Raw genomic sequence first — 17,328 nt, 5'->3', positions numbered from 1 at the left:
GCCATGCAGCCGCCCCGCCGCAAGACCTGTCATCGGCAATCCGTTAAACTGGCCGCTGTTTTCCCTTTCGGAGGTGCGCCATGTCCGCCGACCGTCACTACTCCCCCGCCGACCGCTTCCTGCTGCAGGCCGATGCCGCGCTGCGCACCCTGCTGCCCTTCAGCGGTCACCCGGCACGCCCGTCGCCGGCCATCGTGCAGCCCGACGCCGAACTCGACGAGGCCGACAGCCGCCACATCGCCGGGCTGATGCGCATCAACCACACCGGCGAGGTCTGCGCCCAGGCGCTGTACCAGGGCCAGGCGCTGACGGCCAAGCTGCCGCACGTACGCAAGGCCATGGAGGAAGCCGCCGACGAGGAGGTCGACCACCTGGCCTGGTGCGAACAGCGCATCCGCGAACTGGGCAGCCGCCCGAGCCTGCTCAACCCGCTGTTCTATGGCTTGTCCTTCGGCGTCGGCGCGGCGGCGGGGCTGATCAGCGACCGCATGAGCCTGGGCTTCGTCGCCGCCACCGAGGACCAGGTGTGCAAGCACCTCGACGAACACCTGGAGCAACTGCCGGCCGAAGACCAGAAGAGCCGCGCCATCCTCGAACAGATGCGCATCGACGAGGAACAGCACGCCAGCAACGCCATCGAGGCCGGCGGCCTGCGCTTCCCGGCGCCGGTCAAGTTCGGCATGACGCTGCTGTCCAAGGTGATGACCAAGACCACCTACCGCATCTAGACTTCAGGCGAACAGCGCGACGAGCTCTTCGTAGGATCGAGGGGGACGCCTAGTTCTTGCTCGCGAACGACTCCGAGACAGGGCCGCTTCGCGAGCAAGCTCGCTCCTACAGGTGAGGCCTATACACGGCTTCGCTCTTGCCTGCCGCCTCAGTGCGGCATGTTGCGGCCGTAGAAGATCTCCAGCATCTCGTGGCGGACGCGTTCTTCCACCTGCTTGCGCTGCTCCGGCGAGAGGTTGCTCGTGGCGTCGCCGAACAGGTAGTTGTCCAGGTCGAACTGCTTGAGCAGCATCTTGGTATGGAACAGGTTCTCCTGGTACACGTTCACGTCGGTCATCTGGTAGGCCTCGTACGTGTCGTCGGAGAGGTAGTTCTGGATCGAGTTGATCTCGTGGTCGATGAAGTGCTTCTTGCCTTCCACGTCGCGGGTGAAGCCGCGCACGCGGTAGTCCACGGTGACGATGTCCGAATCGAACTGGTGGATCAGGTAGTTGAGCGCCTTCAGCGGCGAGATCACCCCGCAGGTGGAGACGTCGATGTCCACCCGGAAGGTCGCAATGCCTTCCACCGGATGGATCTCCGGGTAGGTGTGCACGGTGATGTGGCTCTTGTCCAGGTGCGCCAGGATGGTTTCCGGTAGCGGCCCGGGGGATTCCTCAATCTGGCTGTCGGTCGGGGTGACCGGCTGCTCGGAGATCAGGATGGTAACGCTGGCGCCTTGGGGGTCGTAGTCCTGACGGGCGATGTTCAGGATGTTGGCGCCGATGATGTCGACAACATCGGTGAGGATCTGCGTCAGGCGCTCGGCATCGTACTCTTCGTCGATGTACTGCACGTACGCCTGCTGGTCTTCCGGCGTCTCGGCGTAGCAGATGTCATAGATGTTGAAGCTCAAGGTCTTCGTCAGGTTGTTGAACCCGTGGAGCTTGAGTTTGCTTTTCACCGTGGGGGAACTCTCTTCAATGCGGCTCTGCCGCGTGGTTGAGCATGCCCGTCAGATGCTTACGGCGCACCTGCGTAGGACGGTTTACACCTCTTCGCGTTGGCGATTGTGGTTGCTTGGTTTGGGGCCTGGCCCCGAAAAAAGGTGGCGCATTATGCAGAGGTCGGGCGACCTCTGCCAGCATTTACGCCACCGCCATGACGATCCCGTGACGAGAGGATGTCAGCCGAGCTCGACGATCTCGTAGTCGTGGGTGATCTCCACGCCCGCGCGGCCGAGCATGATCGAGGCCGAGCAGTACTTCTCCGCCGACAGCTCGACGGCGCGCTTGACCTGGGCTTCCTTCAGTCCACGGCCCTTGACCACGAAGTGCACGTGAATCCTGGTGAACACCTTCGGGTCCTCGCCGGCGCGATCGGCCTCGAGGAAGGCCTCGCAGCTCTCCACCGGCTGGCGGCCCTTCTTGAGGATGCTGACCACGTCGAAGTTGGTGCAGCCGCCCAGGCCGAGCAGCAGCATCTCCATCGGGCGCACGCCCAGGTTGCGGCCACCGGCATCGGGCGGACCATCCATCACCACCACATGACCGCTGCCGGATTCACCGAGGAACATGGCCTCGCCGGCCCACTGGATTCTCGCTTTCATGCAAAGGCTTCCGCCGGAAAAAAGGGGGCGACAGCTTATCACAAGGCCTGGAATGCCCGGCGATGTTGACCAGGTCTCAATTCGAGCCCTGACACCCTAACGTTCTATTATGCTGGCGTCATTTTACTGGCACACTCACGAGGTTAAATTGACGGCCCGACCAGCTTTTGATTGTCGGCGCCAGGGCGTCTGTTTAAGCTCTTGCCATTAATAAAGACCGTCGGCCATTGCAGCGGCGGCACCGATGCTCGGGGGAGAGCGTCGTAACGTCACGGTAAGCCAGCCAGGGACGACACATAACAACTCGACAAAGCGCCTGTCGTGCACAGGGCCATTCTTATAATTTCGGGACTCGGGCATGGTAGCTATTACCCTTACACCCAAACACAAAAACCTCGACAAGTTGCTCGCACACTGTCACCGCCGCCGCTACACCCCAAAGAGCACCATCATCTACGCCGGGGATCGTTGCGAAAGCCTGTTCTTCATCATCAAGGGCTCGGTCACCGTCCTGATCGAGGACGACGACGGCCGGGAAATGATCATCGGCTACCTCAACAGCGGTGATTTCTTCGGAGAGATGGGGCTGTTCGAGAAGGACGGCAGCGCCGCCCAGGAACGCAGCGCCTGGGTTCGCGCCAAGGGCGAGTGCGAGGTGGCGGAAATCAGCTACACCAAATTCCGCGAACTCTGCCTGCAGGACCCGGAGATCCTCCTCACCCTCGGCAGCCAGATGGCCGAGCGCCTGCGCAAGACCACGCGCAAGGTCGGCGACCTGGCCTTCCTCGACGTCACCGGGCGCGTCGCCCGCACCCTGCTGGACCTGTGCCAGCAGCCGGACGCCATGACCCACCCCGACGGCATGCAGATCAAGATCACCCGCCAGGAGATCGGCCGTATCGTCGGCTGCTCGCGGGAGATGGTCGGGCGCGTGCTGAAGAGCCTGGAGGAGCAGGGTCTGGTGCATGTGAAGGGCAAGACCATGGTGGTGTTCGGCACCCGCTGAAGCCCGGACTTCAAGGTGTAATGCCATTCACTTGAGAAAGAACGCCGTTTCCCTGCATGGGGAACGGCGTTCTCACCAGCTATTCCTATGGGATGGGAAATAGCTTCGCTTGTGAATCGCCCCCATTCACGCGGAACGTAGGGCGGATAACCGTTCGCGGTTATCCGCCGTTGGCTATGCCCCTGGGACGCCCGGCGTGGCCGGTCATCCAATCGCGGACAAAGTCCGCTCCTACGCCCGTGCTTCCCTGGAACCGTAGGAGCGGACTCCGTCCGCGATTCGGCGGATAACGCCGTAGGCGTTATGCGCCCTACGTTCCGCGTTCGCGGGAATTTCGCCGCTCGCTCCGCATAGCCCCCTCGCCCTTCAGGGAGAGAGATCGAAAGCCAAGGCCGAACACCTTTGCCGATCCCATGCACGACTCAAGAGACCAGCATTACAATAATGCCAGCCTTCCTGATTGCGCCCCCCAGAATCAGTCCGGATCAGCCCCCAATACCGCCGCACGACGCTCAGGGAAGAACAGCCGCTTGAGCTCTACCCCCGGATCGTCCGCACGCATGAACGCCTCGCCAACCAGGAACGCATATACCTCGTTGACCTCCATCAGCTCGATGTCGGCACGGTTGAGAATGCCGCTCTCGGTCACCACCAGGCGATCGCGCGGAATCTCCGGCAGCAGGTCGAGGGTGGTGTCCAGGCTCACCTCGAAGGTGTGCAGGTTGCGGTTGTTGATGCCGATCAGCGGGGTGTCCAGTGTCTTCAGCGCACGCTCCAGCTCATCGCCGTCGTGCACCTCGACCAGTACGTCGAGCTGCTGCTCCTTGGCCACCGCGGCCAGTTCGGCCATGCGCGCGTCATCCAGCGCGGAGACGATCAGCAGGATGCAGTCGGCGCCGATGGCCCGGGCCTCGATCACCTGGTAGGGGTCGATCATGAAGTCCTTGCGGATCACCGGCAGCGCGCAGGCGGCGCGGGCTTCCTGCAGGTAGGCGTCGCTGCCCATGAAGTAGTCGATGTCGGTCAGCACCGACAGGCAGGTAGCCCCGCCTTCCTGGTAGCTGCGGGCGATGTCCGCGGGCGAGAAGTTCTCGCGCAGGATGCCCTTGCTCGGCGAAGCCTTCTTCACCTCGGCGATCACCGCCGGCTGCTTGCGCTGGGCCTGCGCCAGCAGCGCCGCGGCGAAGCCGCGCGGCGCGTCGGCGGCGCGGGCGCGCTGCTCCAACTCGGCGAAGGAGACATGCGCGCGGCGCTCGGCGACTTCCTCGGCCTTGCGGGCCAGAATCTTCTGCAGAACCGTGGGCACAGTCACTGTGCATTCTCCTCTCGGTAAACGGCGGTAAAGGCGGCCAATTCGTCCATTTTTTCCCGGGCCAGGCCGGTGTGCAGGGCGTCGTGGGCCAGGTGCATGCCCTCGTGCAGCGTGCTGGCGAGGTCGGCGGCGTAGAGCGCGGCGCCGGCGTTGAGCACGATCAGCTCGGCGGCCTTCTGCCCGGCCTCGGTCCTGCGCCGGCCGAGGGCGTCGCGGATCAGCTCCAGGGACTGCTGCGGGCTGTCGACGGTGAGGCCGATCAGCGTCTGGCTGCGGATGCCGAAGTCTTCCGGCTTCACTTCGTACTCGCGCACCTCGCCGTCCTTGAGTTCGGCGACGTGGGTGGCGGCGGCCAGGCTGAACTCGTCCAGGCCATCGCGCGAATGCACCACCAGCACGTGCTCGCTGCCCAGGCGCTTGAGCACCTCGGCCAGCGGCCGGCACAGCGCCTGGTTGAACACGCCGACCACCTGGTGGCGCACGCCCGCCGGATTGGTCAGCGGGCCGAGCATGTTGAACAGCGTGCGCAGGCCCAGCTCACGCCGCGGGCCCGCGGCGTAGCGCATGGCCTTGTGGTGGACCTGGGCGAACATGAAACCCACGCCGACGCTCTCGATGCAGCGGGCCACCTGCTCGGACTTCAGGTCCAGGTAGATGCCGGCGGCTTCCAGCAGGTCGGCGCTGCCGCTCTTGCCGGACACGGCGCGGTTGCCGTGCTTGGCCACCTTGCCCCCGGCGGCGGCGACCACGAAGGCCGAGGCCGAGGACACGTTGAAGATGTTGGCGCCGTCGCCGCCGGTGCCGACCACGTCGACCACGCGGTCCAGGCTCTGCAGCTTCACGCCGTCGGCCAGCTCGCGCATGACCGAGACCGCGCCGACGATCTCGTCGATGGTCTCGCTCTTCATGCGCATGCCCATGAGAAAGGCGCCGATCTGCGCATCGGTGCATTGGCCGGTCATGATCTCGCGCATGACCGCCTGCATTTCCTCGGTGGAAAGGTCGAGCTGGTTGACCACGCGGTCGAGGGCTTCCCTGATGTTCATGCGCGCACTCCGCCCTGCTGCTTGAGGAAGTTGGCCAGCATTTCGTGGCCCTGCTCGGAAAGTATGGACTCGGGGTGGAACTGCACGCCCTCGACGTTCAGCGTCTTGTGCCGCAGGCCCATGATCTCGTCCACGGAGCCGTCATCGTGGGCGGTCCAGGCGGTGATCTCCAGGCACTCGGGCAGGGTTTCGCGCTTGACCACCAGGGAGTGGTAGCGCGTCTGCGTCAGCGGGTTGTTCAGGCCGGCGAACACGCCCTGGTCGGTGTGGAACACCGGGCTGGTCTTGCCGTGCATGACCTGACGCGCGCGCACTACGTCGCCACCGAAGGCCTGGCCGATGGACTGGTGCCCCAGGCAAACGCCCAGCAGCGGCAGCTTGCCGGAGAAACGCTGGATCACCTCCAGGGACACACCCGCCTCGTTGGGGGTGCAGGGCCCGGGGGAGAGCACGATGCGCTCGGGGTTCAGCGCGGCGATCTGCTCGACGCTCAGCTCGTCGTTGCGAATGACGTGGATGTCGGCCTTCAACTCGGCGAAGTACTGCACCAGGTTGTAGGTGAAGGAGTCGTAGTTATCGATCATCAGCAGCATGTCTGCTCGGACCTCAATGATTGCACTGCTTTCGGTTCGCGTCGCCGGCGCACCCGGGGCGGCCTGGGCAGGACCTGGCCATTATGCCAGCGGATGGGGGGACGAACGCGGGGAAGGGACCGGCGCGAGGGCCGGGAAAGAAGGAATCAGGCGCGCCAGCGCCAGCGGGCGAATGCCTTGAGGAGGGAGATGAGGATGCTGTTGCGGTGAATCACGGTAGCGATCTCGCCAGATGATTGCCGAACAGTAGCCGATGGCCGCCCGGCAACGCAAGCCGCACGGGCCCGCGCGGCGCCGGGAGCCGGCGGGCGGCTAGCGGCAGGCCTCCAGCGCAGCGCGCAGGCGGGCCTCGTAGCCCAGGTGCTGCTGGCGCTCGGCGAGCAGTGCGCGGACCTTGGTCTGCAGCGAGTCGGAAGGATGCAGGAGGGAAGTGGCGAACACCGGAATGGGGACAGCCGGCGCCCGGCAGGGAATGGTGACCGGCACCCGCACTTCGAGCGCGGCCCGTTGGGTTGGCGCCGCTGCGGTGCAGGCCGCAAGCAGTGGCAGGCCCGCGAGGAGGAGGATTTTCATGGCGCCAGTTCCTGGTCAATGAGCCGGCGTGCAGCAGCGCAGTCCTCACCATCGCTGTGCCCCGCCAGCAGGCGCTGGGCGGCCGCCTCATGGGCATCCGCCTGCACCTGGGCCGCCCGCAGCGCCTGCGCGGCGTCTATCTCACGCCTCTGAGTGGCGAGCGCCAGTTCATCCAGGCGGCGGTTCTGCTCGGCCACCTGGGCCTGCAACGCGCTACTGCCCTGGGCACAGAGCGCGCTCTCGACGCGGGCGGCGTCCAGTTGCGGACGCAGGTGCCAGGCCGCGAGCCAGGTGCCCACGGCAATGCCGAGGCCGATCAGGAGCAGGACGACGGCGAGCTTCCGGTACAGGCTCATCCCAGCACCTCCTGCGCCCGTCGCCACAGTTTCCGGCGCTCGGCCAGGCCATTGAGGCCACCGTTGATGCGCCGGGTGATGTCCTCGAAACGGCCGGCATCAGCCAGTTCGTTCAGGCCCGCGTCCGCCCACCACCAGGCCGCCGATTCGCAGGCCCAGTGCGGTTCGGCGAGCGCTTCCGGGTGAGCCTCGAAGGCCTGGCCGAGCGCCATGCCGACGCGCCGATAGTTGGCCCGGCCGGTGATCTGCAGCAGGCCACGGCCGCGGTAGCGCCAGCCATCGCCGGAAGCCTCGTCGCCATTGCCGTTGCGCCCGGCGTAGGCGCAGTTGGCGATGGCCTGGGGCCGATAGGCCAGTCGGCAAGCCAGCGCGGTGGGCTTGCCGGCGGCGTTGCGGAAGCGCCGCGGCCAGGTGTCCGCCAGGCCCTGGGCGCTGTAGGCGAGGTTTTCCACCAGGCGTGTCAGCCCGGCGCTCTCGTGGCCAACCTGGGCGAGGAAAGCGGCGGCGCGCGGCGCTCGGTCAACCCCGTGGGCACGCATCGCCGGCGCCAGCCAGGGCAGGACCTGGCCGGCCCAGGGAAACAGCTGCAGCAGTTGTTGGTCGGTGATCTCCATGCTGCCCTCCTTCAGCTGCGCCCCTTGCCACCCGCGGCATCGGCCTTGCCCTGGGCGCCGCCGTTGCAGGTGATGGTGGTGCTCCAGCCGCCGGCATCCAGGCGCTGTTCCACCGAGTCGGTGAGGAACTCGCCGTCCAGGCCGTCCTTGAAGCCGCTCAGCCGCACGCTGCGCTCGGCGAACAGGTCGCTGCGCCCGGGCATCTGCAGGCGCACGAAGGCGCTGCCGCGGTTGAAGTCGGCCAGCCGCGCCCTGGCCGCCTGCTCGGCGGCGCCGCGGTCCGGGTAGGGATGGCGGTCGATGAACTCGGCGCTGACGTCCTCCGGCGCCTTCGGGTTTTCCAGCGCCACCTGGCGCATGGCGCCGCTGGCCGGGTCCTGGTAGCAGGTCTTCACCCGGTGGTAGACGGTACGGTCGTCGAGGCGCAGGTCGAAGGAACCGACATCGCCCGGCATCAGCTCCAGCGGCGCGATGGCGCGCCCGGAAGCGCTTTCCCCGGCCTGGCGCGGCAGCACCAGCAACAGGCCGTCGGCCAGCTTGGCGGTGCAGTCGTGCTGGCGGGCCAGGCGGGTGATGAAGTTGAAGTCCGATTCGTTCAACTGCTCCGCGCGGGCGACGTTCACCTGCACCGGGCAGCGCGCGCTCCAGTGGTTGCGCGCGGCCAGGTCGAAGACGATCCGCGCCAGGCTGGCGTTCTCCCAGGCGGCACAGCGGGTGCTTTTGCCCTCGCCGTGCATGTCGCCGGCGCGGCCGCTCAGGGTCAGCCGGCGGGGCGGCCCGTCGAAGCGGAGCGCATCCACCCGGTAGCGGCCCATGGGCGCCAGTTCCTCCCCGGCGTAGCCGAGGAACAGGTCCAGCCAGGCGCCGCGCGCGGGCAACGCGATGGCGCCGTCGCGGTCATCCAGGACCAGTTCGAAGGTGTCGGACTCCAGGCCCGGCTTGTCGGTCAGGACCAGGCTGAGCAGACGGTCGCTGAGCAGGTGGGTGATGTCGCTGCCGTTGGCGAGCAGACGGAAGGTCGGGCGCACTTCGGGCCTCCGGAAAGGAAAGACCCCGCCGGAGCGGGGTCGGGGGTCAGTCCCACAGGCGTACCCGGGGATCACTGGGGGGCGACAGCTCGGGCAGGCGGATCAGCAGCCCGGCGCGCAGCGGTTGGGGCTCGTCGGCCAGGCCGGGGTTGGCTTCGAGGACGGCTTCCACGCTGCCCAGCAGGTGCCCGTAGTGATACTGGCAGAGACTGTCCAGGCAGTCGCCGTCCGCGGTTCTACAGATCGTCGCCATAGCGGGTGAACTCCAGGGTGAAGGCCTGGCTGCGCGGCACGCCGTCGCTCAGCAGGCTGGATTGGTTCTCGCCGATGCGGGTGATGCACCAGTTGCCCAGCAGTTGGCCGGACCAACTGCTCAGGCTCAGCGGCTCGCGGCGCGCGGCGATGTCGCGCAGCTTCTGCAACTGGCCGACGCCGGCGCCCAACAGGGTGGCGATGGTGCCGCTGAGGCTCAGCGTCTCCGCGCCCTGCCCCGGCGACTGCAGGGCCGGGCGCCGGTCCAGGCGCGCCTGGGGCACCCAGCTGTACTGGGTGTCGCGCACCAGCTTGTCGAAGGCCGCGGTGGACAGGTTGAAGTAGAAGGGCGTGGCGTTCGGCGCCAGCGGCCGCATCACCAGCAGGTGGGGCTGCGGCTTGACCGCTTCCGCCGCCGGCGTGGTCAGCGGCGCCAGCAGCTCGCTGGGGATGATGTTGGCCAGCTTCGGGCTGATCGCCCCGGCGATGCGGTTGATCGCCTGACCGGCCCGCGCCGCCTGCCGGCCCAGCGCGTCGAGGCGCTCGTCCACCCGCTGCACGGCGCGCTCGGCCTTCGAATAGACGGCCACCACCTTGTCCAGCCGCGCATTGGCCTGGTCGATGCCGCGCATCACGCGCTGCAGTTGCGCCGACACGCCGGGCGGCAGGCCCAGCAGTTTCTCCAGTTGGCCGCTGGCGTCCTGCAGCTCGCCGATGGCCTGGTCCAGTGGATCTATCGTGCCCTTCAGCTCGCGGCGGCCGGCCTCGATGGCCTGGCCGATGGACCGTAGGCCGGCCTGTAGTTGCTCCATGTAAGCCATGCTGGCTCCTCATTCGTCAGGTCGCCGTTCAGAGCCTCGGCAGGTCGAACAGGCTGTCGTTGCGCTGGCGGCTGTTGAATTCGTCGAGCAGCCGGCGCAGTTGCGGCAGCAGCTGTTCGGCCAGCAGGCGCGGCTCGAACAGACCGCCGCCGACGTTCAGGGTGATCTGCGGGGAGAAGTGCCAGTTCTGCACCGGGGGTATTGCTGGTGGGGCGGGAGGCAGCTTCGCTTCGGGCGCACTGGCGGCCTCGGCCTTCGCCGCGGCGCTTTCCTTGCCCAGCCAGGCGCCGAGCTTGCCGCCGCCCCAGCCGCCCAGCTTCTCGCCCAGCAAGCCGCCGAGCGCACCGCCGATGGCCGTGCCCACCACCGGGACTATCGAGCCCACGGCAGCGCCCAGCGCGGTTCCCACCAGGGCGCCGGCGGCACCGCCATAGCCTTCGCCCTTCTGTTGGGCGGAGCCGTCACTGGCATAGGTCTCCACGGCGCCCAGCACGGCCAGCCCGGCACTCAGCGGTACGGCACCGCGCAGCAGCAAGCGACCGCCGCGGGCCAGTTGCGCGCCGCCCTTGCCGACCGCGTCGAGCACGGCGGGCATTCCACTCACCGTGTTGCCTGTGCGCAGCGCGATCTCCGGCAGCTTCCCGGCTGGCGCGCCGAGCAGGCCGCCCCTTGCCAGGTTCACGGCGCCGCGCCCCACGTCGAACAGCGCCCGGCCACCCTTGTAGGCACCGAACAGCCCCACCGCCGAAGCCACCACGCCGGGGTTCTCGTTGACCAGTTGCGTCGCGCGGCGGAACCCCTCGGAGCCCACCTCCAGCGCGGGGTCCACATAGGGCACGAGCGCATCGCCGACGGCTCCCAGCAGCGTCTCGCTGGATGCCCGCGCCGCACCGATGCGGGCCGAGGTCGTGTCATTGCGCTGGAGGAGAAGGTTGTCGACCACTCCACTGGCCTTCAGGGCCTGCGCTTGCAGGCGCCGCAACGCCTCCCCGCCGCCCGAGGCCGGCAGCAGGCCCTTGAGCCCTTTGCCCACCCTTTCGGCCGCCTCTTCGGGCGAACCGCTCTTGCGCATCTGCAGTTCCAGCATGGCCCCCAGGCGGACGACAGCCTTGCTGCCCTGCCCCTTTCGCGGGCGCGCCCTGGACAACAGTTCCGGCAGGTGACGCGCCAGGTCCGCCGTCTCGAACTCGCCCTGCTGGCCGAGGAAGGCCAGGGAGTCCAGCGTCTTCGCCAACTCGGAGGGAGTATCGAGCCCGGCCTTCACCTGCAGGCTGCGCAGCAGCGCCGCGGTGTCGGCGAGCCCGGCGCCCTGGCTACGGGCGAATTTCGCCGCCAACGGCAGGAGCGACTGGGCATCCTGCTGCCGCATGCCACTGTCCATCAGCGCAGCGAGCAGGCTTGCGCTGTCGTCCCGGCTCATCCCGCTGCCTTGCGCGCTTTCCTGTATCCGTTGCGACAGCTGCCGTTCCTGCGCGGTACCGGCGATACCGCCACGGATCGCCAGGGCACGGATGCGTTCCTGATAATCCGCGGCGATACCGATGGGCACGCCCATGGCGCTGCCGAACCTGCCCAGCTCGCCGAAGCGGCGGCCGGCGCTCTCCAGTTGCTCCCAGCCCCGGGCCCTGAGTTCGCTACCACGCACACTGCGGCCCAGGCGCTCATACAGCTTCGACAGGTTGCCCACCTCCAGGCCGTGCCGCTTGAGCAGCGCCAGGTTGCCTTCCAGTGCCCGCAGGGTCGTGCCCGCCTGGGCGTCGCCGACGCGCTGCAGGCGCAGGTATTCCGCCTGCAGGTCGCGGGTTTCACCGACCAGGCCCTGGAGGTCGAAGGCACGCTCGCTGCCGCGCCGGAGCGCTTCCACACGCGCCTTGGCGTCCGCCACGACCGCCCCGAAACTGGCGTCGAACACCCCGCCGAGCACGATGCTGATCTTCTGTTTCTCGCTCATCGCTCATTCCATCCATCAAAGGCGGGAGCGGCGCATGCACGCCGCTCCCGCGCCCTCAGGCAGCGTCCTCGCCCAGCCACCAGAGCAGCTCGCCCTGGCTCATGCCGTCGAGGTCGGCGGCGCCGAAACCCAGTTCGCGGGCCAGGCGCCGCGCCAGCTCACGCATCCGCGCCGGGCTCGTCGCCGTCTTCGCGCACCAAGCGAAAGTAGGCGTTCTGCAGCCGTTGGTAGTCGCTGAGCTTGAGCCCCTCCAGGTCCTGGGCGCTGACCTGGGCGAGGGAGGCGAACAGTTGCAGCTCGCGCTCCTCCGCATCGCCGCCGACGCGGGTGGCCAGGCGGATGTCGCGCACCGTGGGGGCGCGCAGGGTCAGGCTGTCGACGCTGACGCCGTTGCATTGCGCAGGGCGCGACAGGCGCACGGTGGCGGCGTCGGCGCCCAGGCTGAGCCAGGCCGGTTGTGCTTGGGTCATGGCGCGCACCTCACAGGCCGAGGTGACCGCGCAGGGCGGCCAACTGGTCGACACCGTTGACGCGGCGCACCGAGTTCAGCGGGTCGATCTCGAAGACCTCGCGGCCGTCGACCTCCAGCTTGTAGTAGCTGACCACCACGTTGAACTTGAACTCGGCCAGCTCGCCGACCTTCCAGTCGCCCGGGTCGACTTCCTGGAGCATGCCGCGCAGGGTCGCGATCACCGGCACGGCGTCGCCCTTCTGGCCCTTGAAGGAGCCGCGGAACACGCCGTTGAAGCCGCTCTGGTCGGCCAGGCCGAAGAAGTTCAGCGCCTCGCGGCGCGCGCCGTTGGTGGAGAACTTCGCCTCCATCTTCTCCAGGCCCATGTCCAGGGCGATGGGCGCGTCCATGCCGCCGGCCTGGTAGTCCTGGGTCTTGATGCTCAGCTTGGGCAGGGTCAGCGACGGCACGTCACCGGCGAAGCTGACGCCGTCGACGAACAGGTTGGTGTTGCTCAGGGTTTGCGGAATCATGGGTGTTGCTCCTTAGGCGTCGAGGACTTCGGTGAGCCACTGGTCGGTGACTTCCACGCGGAAGTTGGGGTTTTCGGCGGGCGGCACGTCGGTGAAGCGGATGTTCCAGTACACCTTGCCCTGGGCCAGTTGGCTGGCGGTGTTGAGTTCCGCGTCGGCGTAGACCTCGAAGTCGATCACCGCGCCCTGGTTCTTCAGGTCGCGCATGAAGGCGCGCAGGCCCTCGGTGACGTCCTTGACGTAGGTCTTGGTGATGCCGCGGTCGACCGCCCACTTGTGCCCGGCGAGGATGGCGTCCATCACCATGTCGAGGGTGCGCACGCGGGTCACGAAGGCCCACTTCGGGTCGCTGGACAGGGTGCGGTTGCCCCACAGGCGGTAGCCGTCGTCGCGGATGATGGTGGTGACGTTGGCGTTGTTCAGCAGGTTGGCGCGGCAGGTCGCGTCGCCGTCGAGGAACTCCACCGGGCGGGTGGTGCCGGTGATGCCGGTGAACACCTTGTTCGACGGCGAGGACCAGAAGCCGTACTCGGCGTCGGTCCAGGCGAACAGCCCGGCGGCGTAGGCCGAGGCCGGGGCGTCGGCGGTGGCGCTGGCCTCGGTGTCCCAGTACTGCACGCCGGGGTCGACCATGTACACGCGCTTGCTGCCGAACTCGCCGGCATAGGCGATGGCCGCCTCGTCGGTGCTGTTCGGCCCGTCGACGATGGCGATGGCGCGCAGCTTGCCCGCCAGGGCGTCCATGGCGGTAGCCACGGCCTCGGTGGCGGAATGCTTCGGCGCCACCAGCAGGCGCGGCTGGGCGTTGAAGCGCGACTTGCCATCAAGCAGCGCCTGCAGACCGGTGCGCTGGCCGGACTCGGTGACGTTGCCGATGATCGCCGAGGTCTGCTGCGCCGGGTCCTCGACCTCGGCCACACCCACCGCGACGACCACGGCGGAGGCCTGGGTGAAGATGGCGGTGCAGGCCTTGTAGATCGCCGAGCCCACGCCGAAGGCGGCAGCGGCCTCGCGCAGGCTGGTTAGCAGCACCGGCACATCCGGCTCGGCGGTGGCCGGAGCGCCCGGGGTGAAGGTATCCACCAGGCCGATGATCGAGGACGACGGCAGCGCGATGGTGCGCGCGCCGACGTCGACGTTGGTCACGGTAACGCCGTGAAAGAAGCTCATAGGGTTTTCTCCAGACATAAAAAAACCGCCGGTAGGCGGTTGGTGGATCTGACGCTAGCTTGCTGTCAGATAGAATCCTGCTAACACGAACTGATATTTAAATCAGCTTGTACTGCAAACATCTCAATAGAAATTGAGAGCTATTAGGCCAGTTGAGTACATAAGTTCATGCCATAGCCACATCCTTTGCTGCCGGCAGGAGCGAGAATTGAATATATAATCACAAATTTACCGTCAGTATTCAGACTCCATGTGAAGACACCCAAAAAGAGAGGATCATCGGCCGAAAAGCTTCCGACTCCACCAACCTGATACTTAGGTCTTGCCCCAAGAGGAAGAGTGAAAGCGACACTATTCCCTTCTGCCAAAGTTGCTCTACCTATATTAATACCAAGGTAAAGATTCCCATTGGCAGTCCAGTAGCCACTTACCCCTCTATTATAAAAACCATTGACTAATGGAAGTGCCACTTGGGATGAGTTGGAAAATCTTGAAAACGCTGCCTGAACAAACGCCGTGCTTGCCAACTGAGTAGTATTGGTACCAACTGCAGCAGTGGGAGCAATTGGTATGCCGGTAAACACCGGCGAAGCCAGCGGCGCCAACCCAGTGGTGATGTTCTGGAATACCAGCGCAGTGGTCCCCAGCACGATCGGGGCATTGGTGGTGAGCTGCCAGATACTGTCCGCCTGGGTGCTGCCCTCCTCCACTGCAACAGTCAGGTTCGGCGTCACCTCGACGCTTGCATCCGCATCCCCCGCGCGCTTCCAGGCACCGCTGGCTACCAGGTAGATGCCGTTGTCCGGCGCGTTGGTCTGATTCTTCACCAGCACCCGGTCGCCAGCAGCCAGCGCCACGCCATCCAGCGTCTGCAGGCCGCTCAGGGTGATGTTGGCGGTGGTCGCAACACGCGCCGACTGTTTCTGATCCAGCTTGTTCATCGCGCTGACGATGGCGCTGTCGACGTACTCGCGGGTAGCCAGCACCACGCTCGGATCGATCTTCAGCTCCACCGAAGCGGTGTTGCTGACGATCAGCACCATGCGCACGGTCTGGGTGCGGCCGCTGCCTTCGGCCAGTTGCGGTTTGTAGGACGGCGCGCAGTTGGCGTAGGCGATCAGTGCGCCGGCCTCGTCGTACAGGCCCATCTCGCGGATCCACCAGCCGCCGACGTCCTCGGGGATGACCTGCTCGGCGATGATCTGCGCGGCGTTGGCCGGGTCGACGCTCAGTTGGTTCAGCGGCGCGCGGCGGACTTCGTTGACCAGCGCGGTGCGGCTGGCGTCCGGGGTCGGGACGTTGCCGCCGCCGTCGCCGACGGCCAGTTGGGTGATTTTCAGGGTGGTGCCCAGCGCGGTGGCATTCGCCAGCTTGCCGGCACCGATGGTGGTCAGGAGTGCGTAGTAGGTCACGGCCATGGGTAGACGCTCAGTTGGTCGATGGTGTGTTCCCGGCCGGGCAGGCCGTAGCCGCCGCGGGTCTCGATGACGTCCGGGAGATAGGGGTAGACGGTGGTGATGTCGCCGTCGTATTGGCCGGAGCCGACGTAGATCGGCCCCTGGGTTTCCAGGCTGATGTCCAGCCCGATGAGGTGGCGGGTCAGCGGCTTCGCGTCGTCGATCAGGCGCTCCACCTCCTGGTACATGGCTTCGCTGATGCCGCTGTCGAGCACGCCGATGCGCAGGCCGAAGGTGCCCGGCTCGCCCATGGGCGCGCTCTGCCACCACTCGATCACCTCGATCAGGTAGCCCAGCGGCTCGATCACCCGGCGCAGCGCGGCGATGGTGCCCTTGTGCTGGTGGATACGGAACGCCGCGGCTATCGCCTTGCGCTTCACCGGCTCGGCCCAGTCCGGGTCCCAGCGGTCCACCGACCAGGCCCAGGCCAGGTAGGGCAGCAGCGCCAGCGGGCAGCGCTGCGGGTCCATCAGCTCGCGCAGCGGGATCGGTAGATCGCTCACCTGCACGTCGGCCAGCGCCCGTTCCAGCGGCGTGGCGTTGCTGGGCAGCAGGCGGCTACTCATCGGAGCCTCCCACGCTGATGGCGTAGCCGGTGCAATAGGCGGCCTGGGTGGCGTCCAGCACCACGTCGGCGGCCGGCTGCGCCAGCTCTACGCGCTGAACGCCCTCCACATGCAGCGCGGCGAACAGCGCCGAGCGGCGGATGTCGCGGCCGAGCCGGCGCTGGGTGGCGATGTAGCCTTGCAGCGAGGCTTCCGCCGCCTGGCGGATCAGCTCGGCCTCGGGCCCCGGGTAGATGTAGAGCACCGCCTCCACCCGGTAGTCGACGATGCTCGCCGACTGCACGGTGACGCGATCGCCCACCGGTCGTACGTCCTCGTCGGACAGCGCCAGGCGCACTGCTTCGAGGATGTCCTCGGCAGCACTGCCATCGCCTTCGCGGGACAGCACGCTGATCAGTGCCTCGCAGGGCGCGGGGCTGATCGCCGAGACATCGGCGATGCGCCCGTCGGCGCCCAGCGCGAAGGCCACGTAGGCATTGCGCGGCCCGGCCACCGACAGTTGGTCGAAGGCCAGCTGGGTGCGGTTGCGCAGCGAGTCGTCGCTCTCCAGCACCGCCTCCAGCGGCGGCACCGCCGACGGATCGGCGGGCTGGATCACCAGGCGCGCCACGTTGTAGCCGGCGGCCAGTTGCTCGAGGTCGCTGCCCGTGGCGTAGGCGAGCATCACTGCCCGCGCGGCGTCGTTGATGCGGGCGCGCAGCAGCAGCTCACGGTAGGCCGCCAGCTCCAGCAGCTTGACCACCGGATCGGACTCCAGCGCGGCGTCCCAGCCTTCGCCCATGGCCGCGCGGAAGGCTTCCAGCAGCTCCTGGTAGAGGCTCTCGAAGTCCAGGCTTTCCACCACGTCCGGCGGCGGCAGCTGCGACAGGTCGATGATGCTCATGCCTGCACCTCCAGCTGGAAACCGTCACCCTGGTAGAGCCCGCTCAACAGCAGGCTGACGCGGCCATCGAGCACCGCGCTGACCTTCACCGACTGCAGGCGGATGCGCGGCTCCCAGCGCCCGAGGGAACGGGCGACCTCGGCCTGCACCGCGCTTTTCCAGCCTTCGCTGAGCGGCAGGTCGACCATGCGCCGCAGCTGGCTGCCGTACTCCGGGCGCATGCGCCGGCTGCCCAGGGGCGTGCCGAGGATGTCCTCGATGGATTGTTTCAGGTGCGCCAGGCCGCCCAGGGGTTGGCCGTTGCGCCTGTCCATGCCGATCATGGCCGCGCCCTCCCCTGTGGCGGGCGGTTGTGCTTGCCCATGCTGTTCTCCAGAAACGAAGAGGCCCGCGCATGGC

20 protein-coding genes and 1 pseudogene are annotated in these 17,328 nt (G+C 67.2%); 2 read left to right on the top strand and 19 right to left on the bottom strand.

Annotated elements, in window-relative coordinates; translation table 11 throughout:
• The first annotated feature begins 80 nt into the window (after positions 1–80).
• Positions 81–728 (top strand): 2-polyprenyl-3-methyl-6-methoxy-1,4-benzoquinone monooxygenase, encoded by a 648-nt coding sequence (coq7, locus tag ACTWJ5_RS03500; RefSeq protein ID WP_058073245.1) that lies wholly within the window; start codon positions 81–83, stop codon positions 726–728.
• Between the two features lie 149 nt (positions 729–877).
• Here coq7 and speD read toward each other — a convergent pair whose 3' ends face one another.
• On the bottom strand, positions 878–1,672 hold the full coding sequence (speD, locus tag ACTWJ5_RS03495; RefSeq protein ID WP_009615665.1) for an adenosylmethionine decarboxylase: 795 nt from the start codon (positions 1,670–1,672) through the stop codon (positions 878–880).
• A 222-nt stretch (positions 1,673–1,894) separates the two neighbouring features.
• Positions 1,895–2,317: an OsmC family protein gene (locus tag ACTWJ5_RS03490; protein WP_009615662.1), complete on the bottom strand. Its 423-nt coding sequence runs from the start codon at positions 2,315–2,317 to the stop codon at positions 1,895–1,897.
• A gap of 358 nt (positions 2,318–2,675) precedes the next feature.
• On the opposite strand from ACTWJ5_RS03490, the gene crp reads away from it, so the two are divergent.
• Complete coding sequence (gene crp / locus ACTWJ5_RS03485) at positions 2,676–3,323, top strand: cAMP-activated global transcriptional regulator CRP (RefSeq protein WP_043269230.1); 648 nt, start codon at positions 2,676–2,678, stop codon at positions 3,321–3,323.
• A 475-nt stretch (positions 3,324–3,798) separates the two neighbouring features.
• Here crp and trpC read toward each other — a convergent pair whose 3' ends face one another.
• The 17 genes and pseudogenes from trpC to ACTWJ5_RS03400 all read right to left on the bottom strand — a co-directional run bounded on the left by trpC (position 3,799) and on the right by ACTWJ5_RS03400 (position 17,252).
• The gene (trpC, locus tag ACTWJ5_RS03480) at positions 3,799–4,635 is read right to left on the bottom strand and encodes an indole-3-glycerol phosphate synthase TrpC (RefSeq protein WP_074984278.1); all 837 of its coding nucleotides are present in this window, start codon (positions 4,633–4,635) and stop codon (positions 3,799–3,801) included.
• On the bottom strand, positions 4,632–5,681 hold the full coding sequence (gene trpD / locus ACTWJ5_RS03475; RefSeq protein ID WP_043269234.1) for an anthranilate phosphoribosyltransferase: 1,050 nt from the start codon (positions 5,679–5,681) through the stop codon (positions 4,632–4,634). The genes trpC and trpD overlap by 4 nt, the downstream gene beginning before the upstream one ends.
• Complete coding sequence (locus tag ACTWJ5_RS03470; protein WP_074984283.1) at positions 5,678–6,274, bottom strand: aminodeoxychorismate/anthranilate synthase component II; 597 nt, start codon at positions 6,272–6,274, stop codon at positions 5,678–5,680. Before ACTWJ5_RS03470 ends, trpD begins: the two co-directional genes overlap by 4 nt.
• A 312-nt stretch (positions 6,275–6,586) precedes the next feature.
• Positions 6,587–6,847, bottom strand: coding sequence for a hypothetical protein (locus ACTWJ5_RS03465; RefSeq protein ID WP_444437476.1), 261 nt, complete (start codon positions 6,845–6,847; stop codon positions 6,587–6,589).
• Positions 6,844–7,203 carry a hypothetical protein gene (locus ACTWJ5_RS03460; protein WP_444437475.1) on the bottom strand — a complete coding sequence of 120 codons (360 nt, stop codon included), beginning with the start codon at positions 7,201–7,203 and terminating at the stop codon, positions 6,844–6,846. Before ACTWJ5_RS03460 ends, ACTWJ5_RS03465 begins: the two co-directional genes overlap by 4 nt.
• On the bottom strand, positions 7,200–7,817 hold the full coding sequence (locus ACTWJ5_RS03455; RefSeq protein WP_444437474.1) for a glycoside hydrolase family 19 protein: 618 nt from the start codon (positions 7,815–7,817) through the stop codon (positions 7,200–7,202). Before ACTWJ5_RS03455 ends, ACTWJ5_RS03460 begins: the two co-directional genes overlap by 4 nt.
• Positions 7,818–7,828: 11 nt before the next feature.
• Positions 7,829–8,845: a phage late control D family protein gene (locus ACTWJ5_RS03450; protein WP_301501921.1), complete on the bottom strand. Its 1,017-nt coding sequence runs from the start codon at positions 8,843–8,845 to the stop codon at positions 7,829–7,831.
• A 46-nt stretch (positions 8,846–8,891) separates the two neighbouring features.
• Entirely contained in the window at positions 8,892–9,098 is a 207-nt protein-coding gene (locus ACTWJ5_RS03445; RefSeq protein ID WP_301501923.1) for a tail protein X, read from the bottom strand.
• A complete protein-coding gene (locus ACTWJ5_RS03440; protein WP_069862259.1) occupies positions 9,082–9,918 on the bottom strand; it encodes a phage tail protein in 837 nt (278 codons plus the stop codon). Before ACTWJ5_RS03440 ends, ACTWJ5_RS03445 begins: the two co-directional genes overlap by 17 nt.
• Positions 9,919–9,946: 28 nt before the next feature.
• Positions 9,947–11,869 carry a phage tail tape measure protein gene (locus ACTWJ5_RS03435; RefSeq protein WP_444437473.1) on the bottom strand — a complete coding sequence of 641 codons (1,923 nt, stop codon included), beginning with the start codon at positions 11,867–11,869 and terminating at the stop codon, positions 9,947–9,949.
• A 158-nt stretch (positions 11,870–12,027) separates the two neighbouring features.
• Positions 12,028–12,339, bottom strand: coding sequence for a phage tail assembly protein (locus ACTWJ5_RS03430; protein ID WP_009615639.1), 312 nt, complete (start codon positions 12,337–12,339; stop codon positions 12,028–12,030).
• A 10-nt stretch (positions 12,340–12,349) separates the two neighbouring features.
• Complete coding sequence (locus tag ACTWJ5_RS03425; RefSeq protein WP_043269248.1) at positions 12,350–12,853, bottom strand: phage major tail tube protein; 504 nt, start codon at positions 12,851–12,853, stop codon at positions 12,350–12,352.
• 12 nt (positions 12,854–12,865) lie between these two features.
• Positions 12,866–14,023 (bottom strand): phage tail sheath family protein, encoded by a 1,158-nt coding sequence (locus tag ACTWJ5_RS03420; RefSeq protein ID WP_301501927.1) that lies wholly within the window; start codon positions 14,021–14,023, stop codon positions 12,866–12,868.
• Positions 14,024–14,514: 491 nt separating this feature from the next.
• Positions 14,515–15,441, bottom strand: a pseudogene (locus ACTWJ5_RS03415) (phage tail protein); the annotation flags it as partial.
• Positions 15,432–16,046, bottom strand: coding sequence for a phage tail protein I (locus ACTWJ5_RS03410; protein WP_249917971.1), 615 nt, complete (start codon positions 16,044–16,046; stop codon positions 15,432–15,434). The pseudogene ACTWJ5_RS03415 and the gene ACTWJ5_RS03410, both read right to left, overlap by 10 nt.
• A complete protein-coding gene (locus tag ACTWJ5_RS03405) occupies positions 16,039–16,929 on the bottom strand; it encodes a baseplate assembly protein (RefSeq protein ID WP_069862271.1) in 891 nt (296 codons plus the stop codon). Before ACTWJ5_RS03405 ends, ACTWJ5_RS03410 begins: the two co-directional genes overlap by 8 nt.
• On the bottom strand, positions 16,926–17,252 hold the full coding sequence (locus ACTWJ5_RS03400; protein WP_043269256.1) for a GPW/gp25 family protein: 327 nt from the start codon (positions 17,250–17,252) through the stop codon (positions 16,926–16,928). The genes ACTWJ5_RS03405 and ACTWJ5_RS03400 overlap by 4 nt, the downstream gene beginning before the upstream one ends.
• Positions 17,253–17,328: the final 76 nt, after the last annotated feature.

Origin of the sequence: Pseudomonas sp. A6 (assembly GCF_052367875.1) — a bacterium.
Lineage (GTDB): Bacteria > Pseudomonadota > Gammaproteobacteria > Pseudomonadales > Pseudomonadaceae > Pseudomonas > Pseudomonas citronellolis.
This window is presented reverse-complemented; position numbering and strand designations above follow the sequence as displayed.

What these genes read in the sequence shown, in the direction of transcription:
- coq7 (WP_058073245.1), top strand. Translation starts at nt 81, where the DNA reads ATGTCCGCCGACCGTCACTACTCCCCCGCCGACCGCTTCCTGCTGCAG.
- ACTWJ5_RS03490 (WP_009615662.1), bottom strand. Translation starts at nt 2,317, where the DNA reads ATGAAAGCGAGAATCCAGTGGGCCGGCGAGGCCATGTTCCTCGGTGAA.
- crp (WP_043269230.1), top strand. Translation starts at nt 2,676, where the DNA reads ATGGTAGCTATTACCCTTACACCCAAACACAAAAACCTCGACAAGTTG.
- trpD (WP_043269234.1), bottom strand. Translation starts at nt 5,681, where the DNA reads ATGAACATCAGGGAAGCCCTCGACCGCGTGGTCAACCAGCTCGACCTT.
- ACTWJ5_RS03470 (WP_074984283.1), bottom strand. Translation starts at nt 6,274, where the DNA reads ATGCTGCTGATGATCGATAACTACGACTCCTTCACCTACAACCTGGTG.
- ACTWJ5_RS03465 (WP_444437476.1), bottom strand. Translation starts at nt 6,847, where the DNA reads ATGAAAATCCTCCTCCTCGCGGGCCTGCCACTGCTTGCGGCCTGCACC.
- ACTWJ5_RS03460 (WP_444437475.1), bottom strand. Translation starts at nt 7,203, where the DNA reads ATGAGCCTGTACCGGAAGCTCGCCGTCGTCCTGCTCCTGATCGGCCTC.
- ACTWJ5_RS03455 (WP_444437474.1), bottom strand. Translation starts at nt 7,817, where the DNA reads ATGGAGATCACCGACCAACAACTGCTGCAGCTGTTTCCCTGGGCCGGC.
- ACTWJ5_RS03445 (WP_301501923.1), bottom strand. Translation starts at nt 9,098, where the DNA reads ATGGCGACGATCTGTAGAACCGCGGACGGCGACTGCCTGGACAGTCTC.
- ACTWJ5_RS03440 (WP_069862259.1), bottom strand. Translation starts at nt 9,918, where the DNA reads ATGGCTTACATGGAGCAACTACAGGCCGGCCTACGGTCCATCGGCCAG.
- ACTWJ5_RS03435 (WP_444437473.1), bottom strand. Translation starts at nt 11,869, where the DNA reads ATGAGCGAGAAACAGAAGATCAGCATCGTGCTCGGCGGGGTGTTCGAC.
- ACTWJ5_RS03430 (WP_009615639.1), bottom strand. Translation starts at nt 12,339, where the DNA reads ATGACCCAAGCACAACCGGCCTGGCTCAGCCTGGGCGCCGACGCCGCC.
- ACTWJ5_RS03425 (WP_043269248.1), bottom strand. Translation starts at nt 12,853, where the DNA reads ATGATTCCGCAAACCCTGAGCAACACCAACCTGTTCGTCGACGGCGTC.
- ACTWJ5_RS03420 (WP_301501927.1), bottom strand. Translation starts at nt 14,023, where the DNA reads ATGAGCTTCTTTCACGGCGTTACCGTGACCAACGTCGACGTCGGCGCG.
- ACTWJ5_RS03410 (WP_249917971.1), bottom strand. Translation starts at nt 16,046, where the DNA reads ATGAGTAGCCGCCTGCTGCCCAGCAACGCCACGCCGCTGGAACGGGCG.
- ACTWJ5_RS03405 (WP_069862271.1), bottom strand. Translation starts at nt 16,929, where the DNA reads ATGAGCATCATCGACCTGTCGCAGCTGCCGCCGCCGGACGTGGTGGAA.
- ACTWJ5_RS03400 (WP_043269256.1), bottom strand. Translation starts at nt 17,252, where the DNA reads ATGATCGGCATGGACAGGCGCAACGGCCAACCCCTGGGCGGCCTGGCG.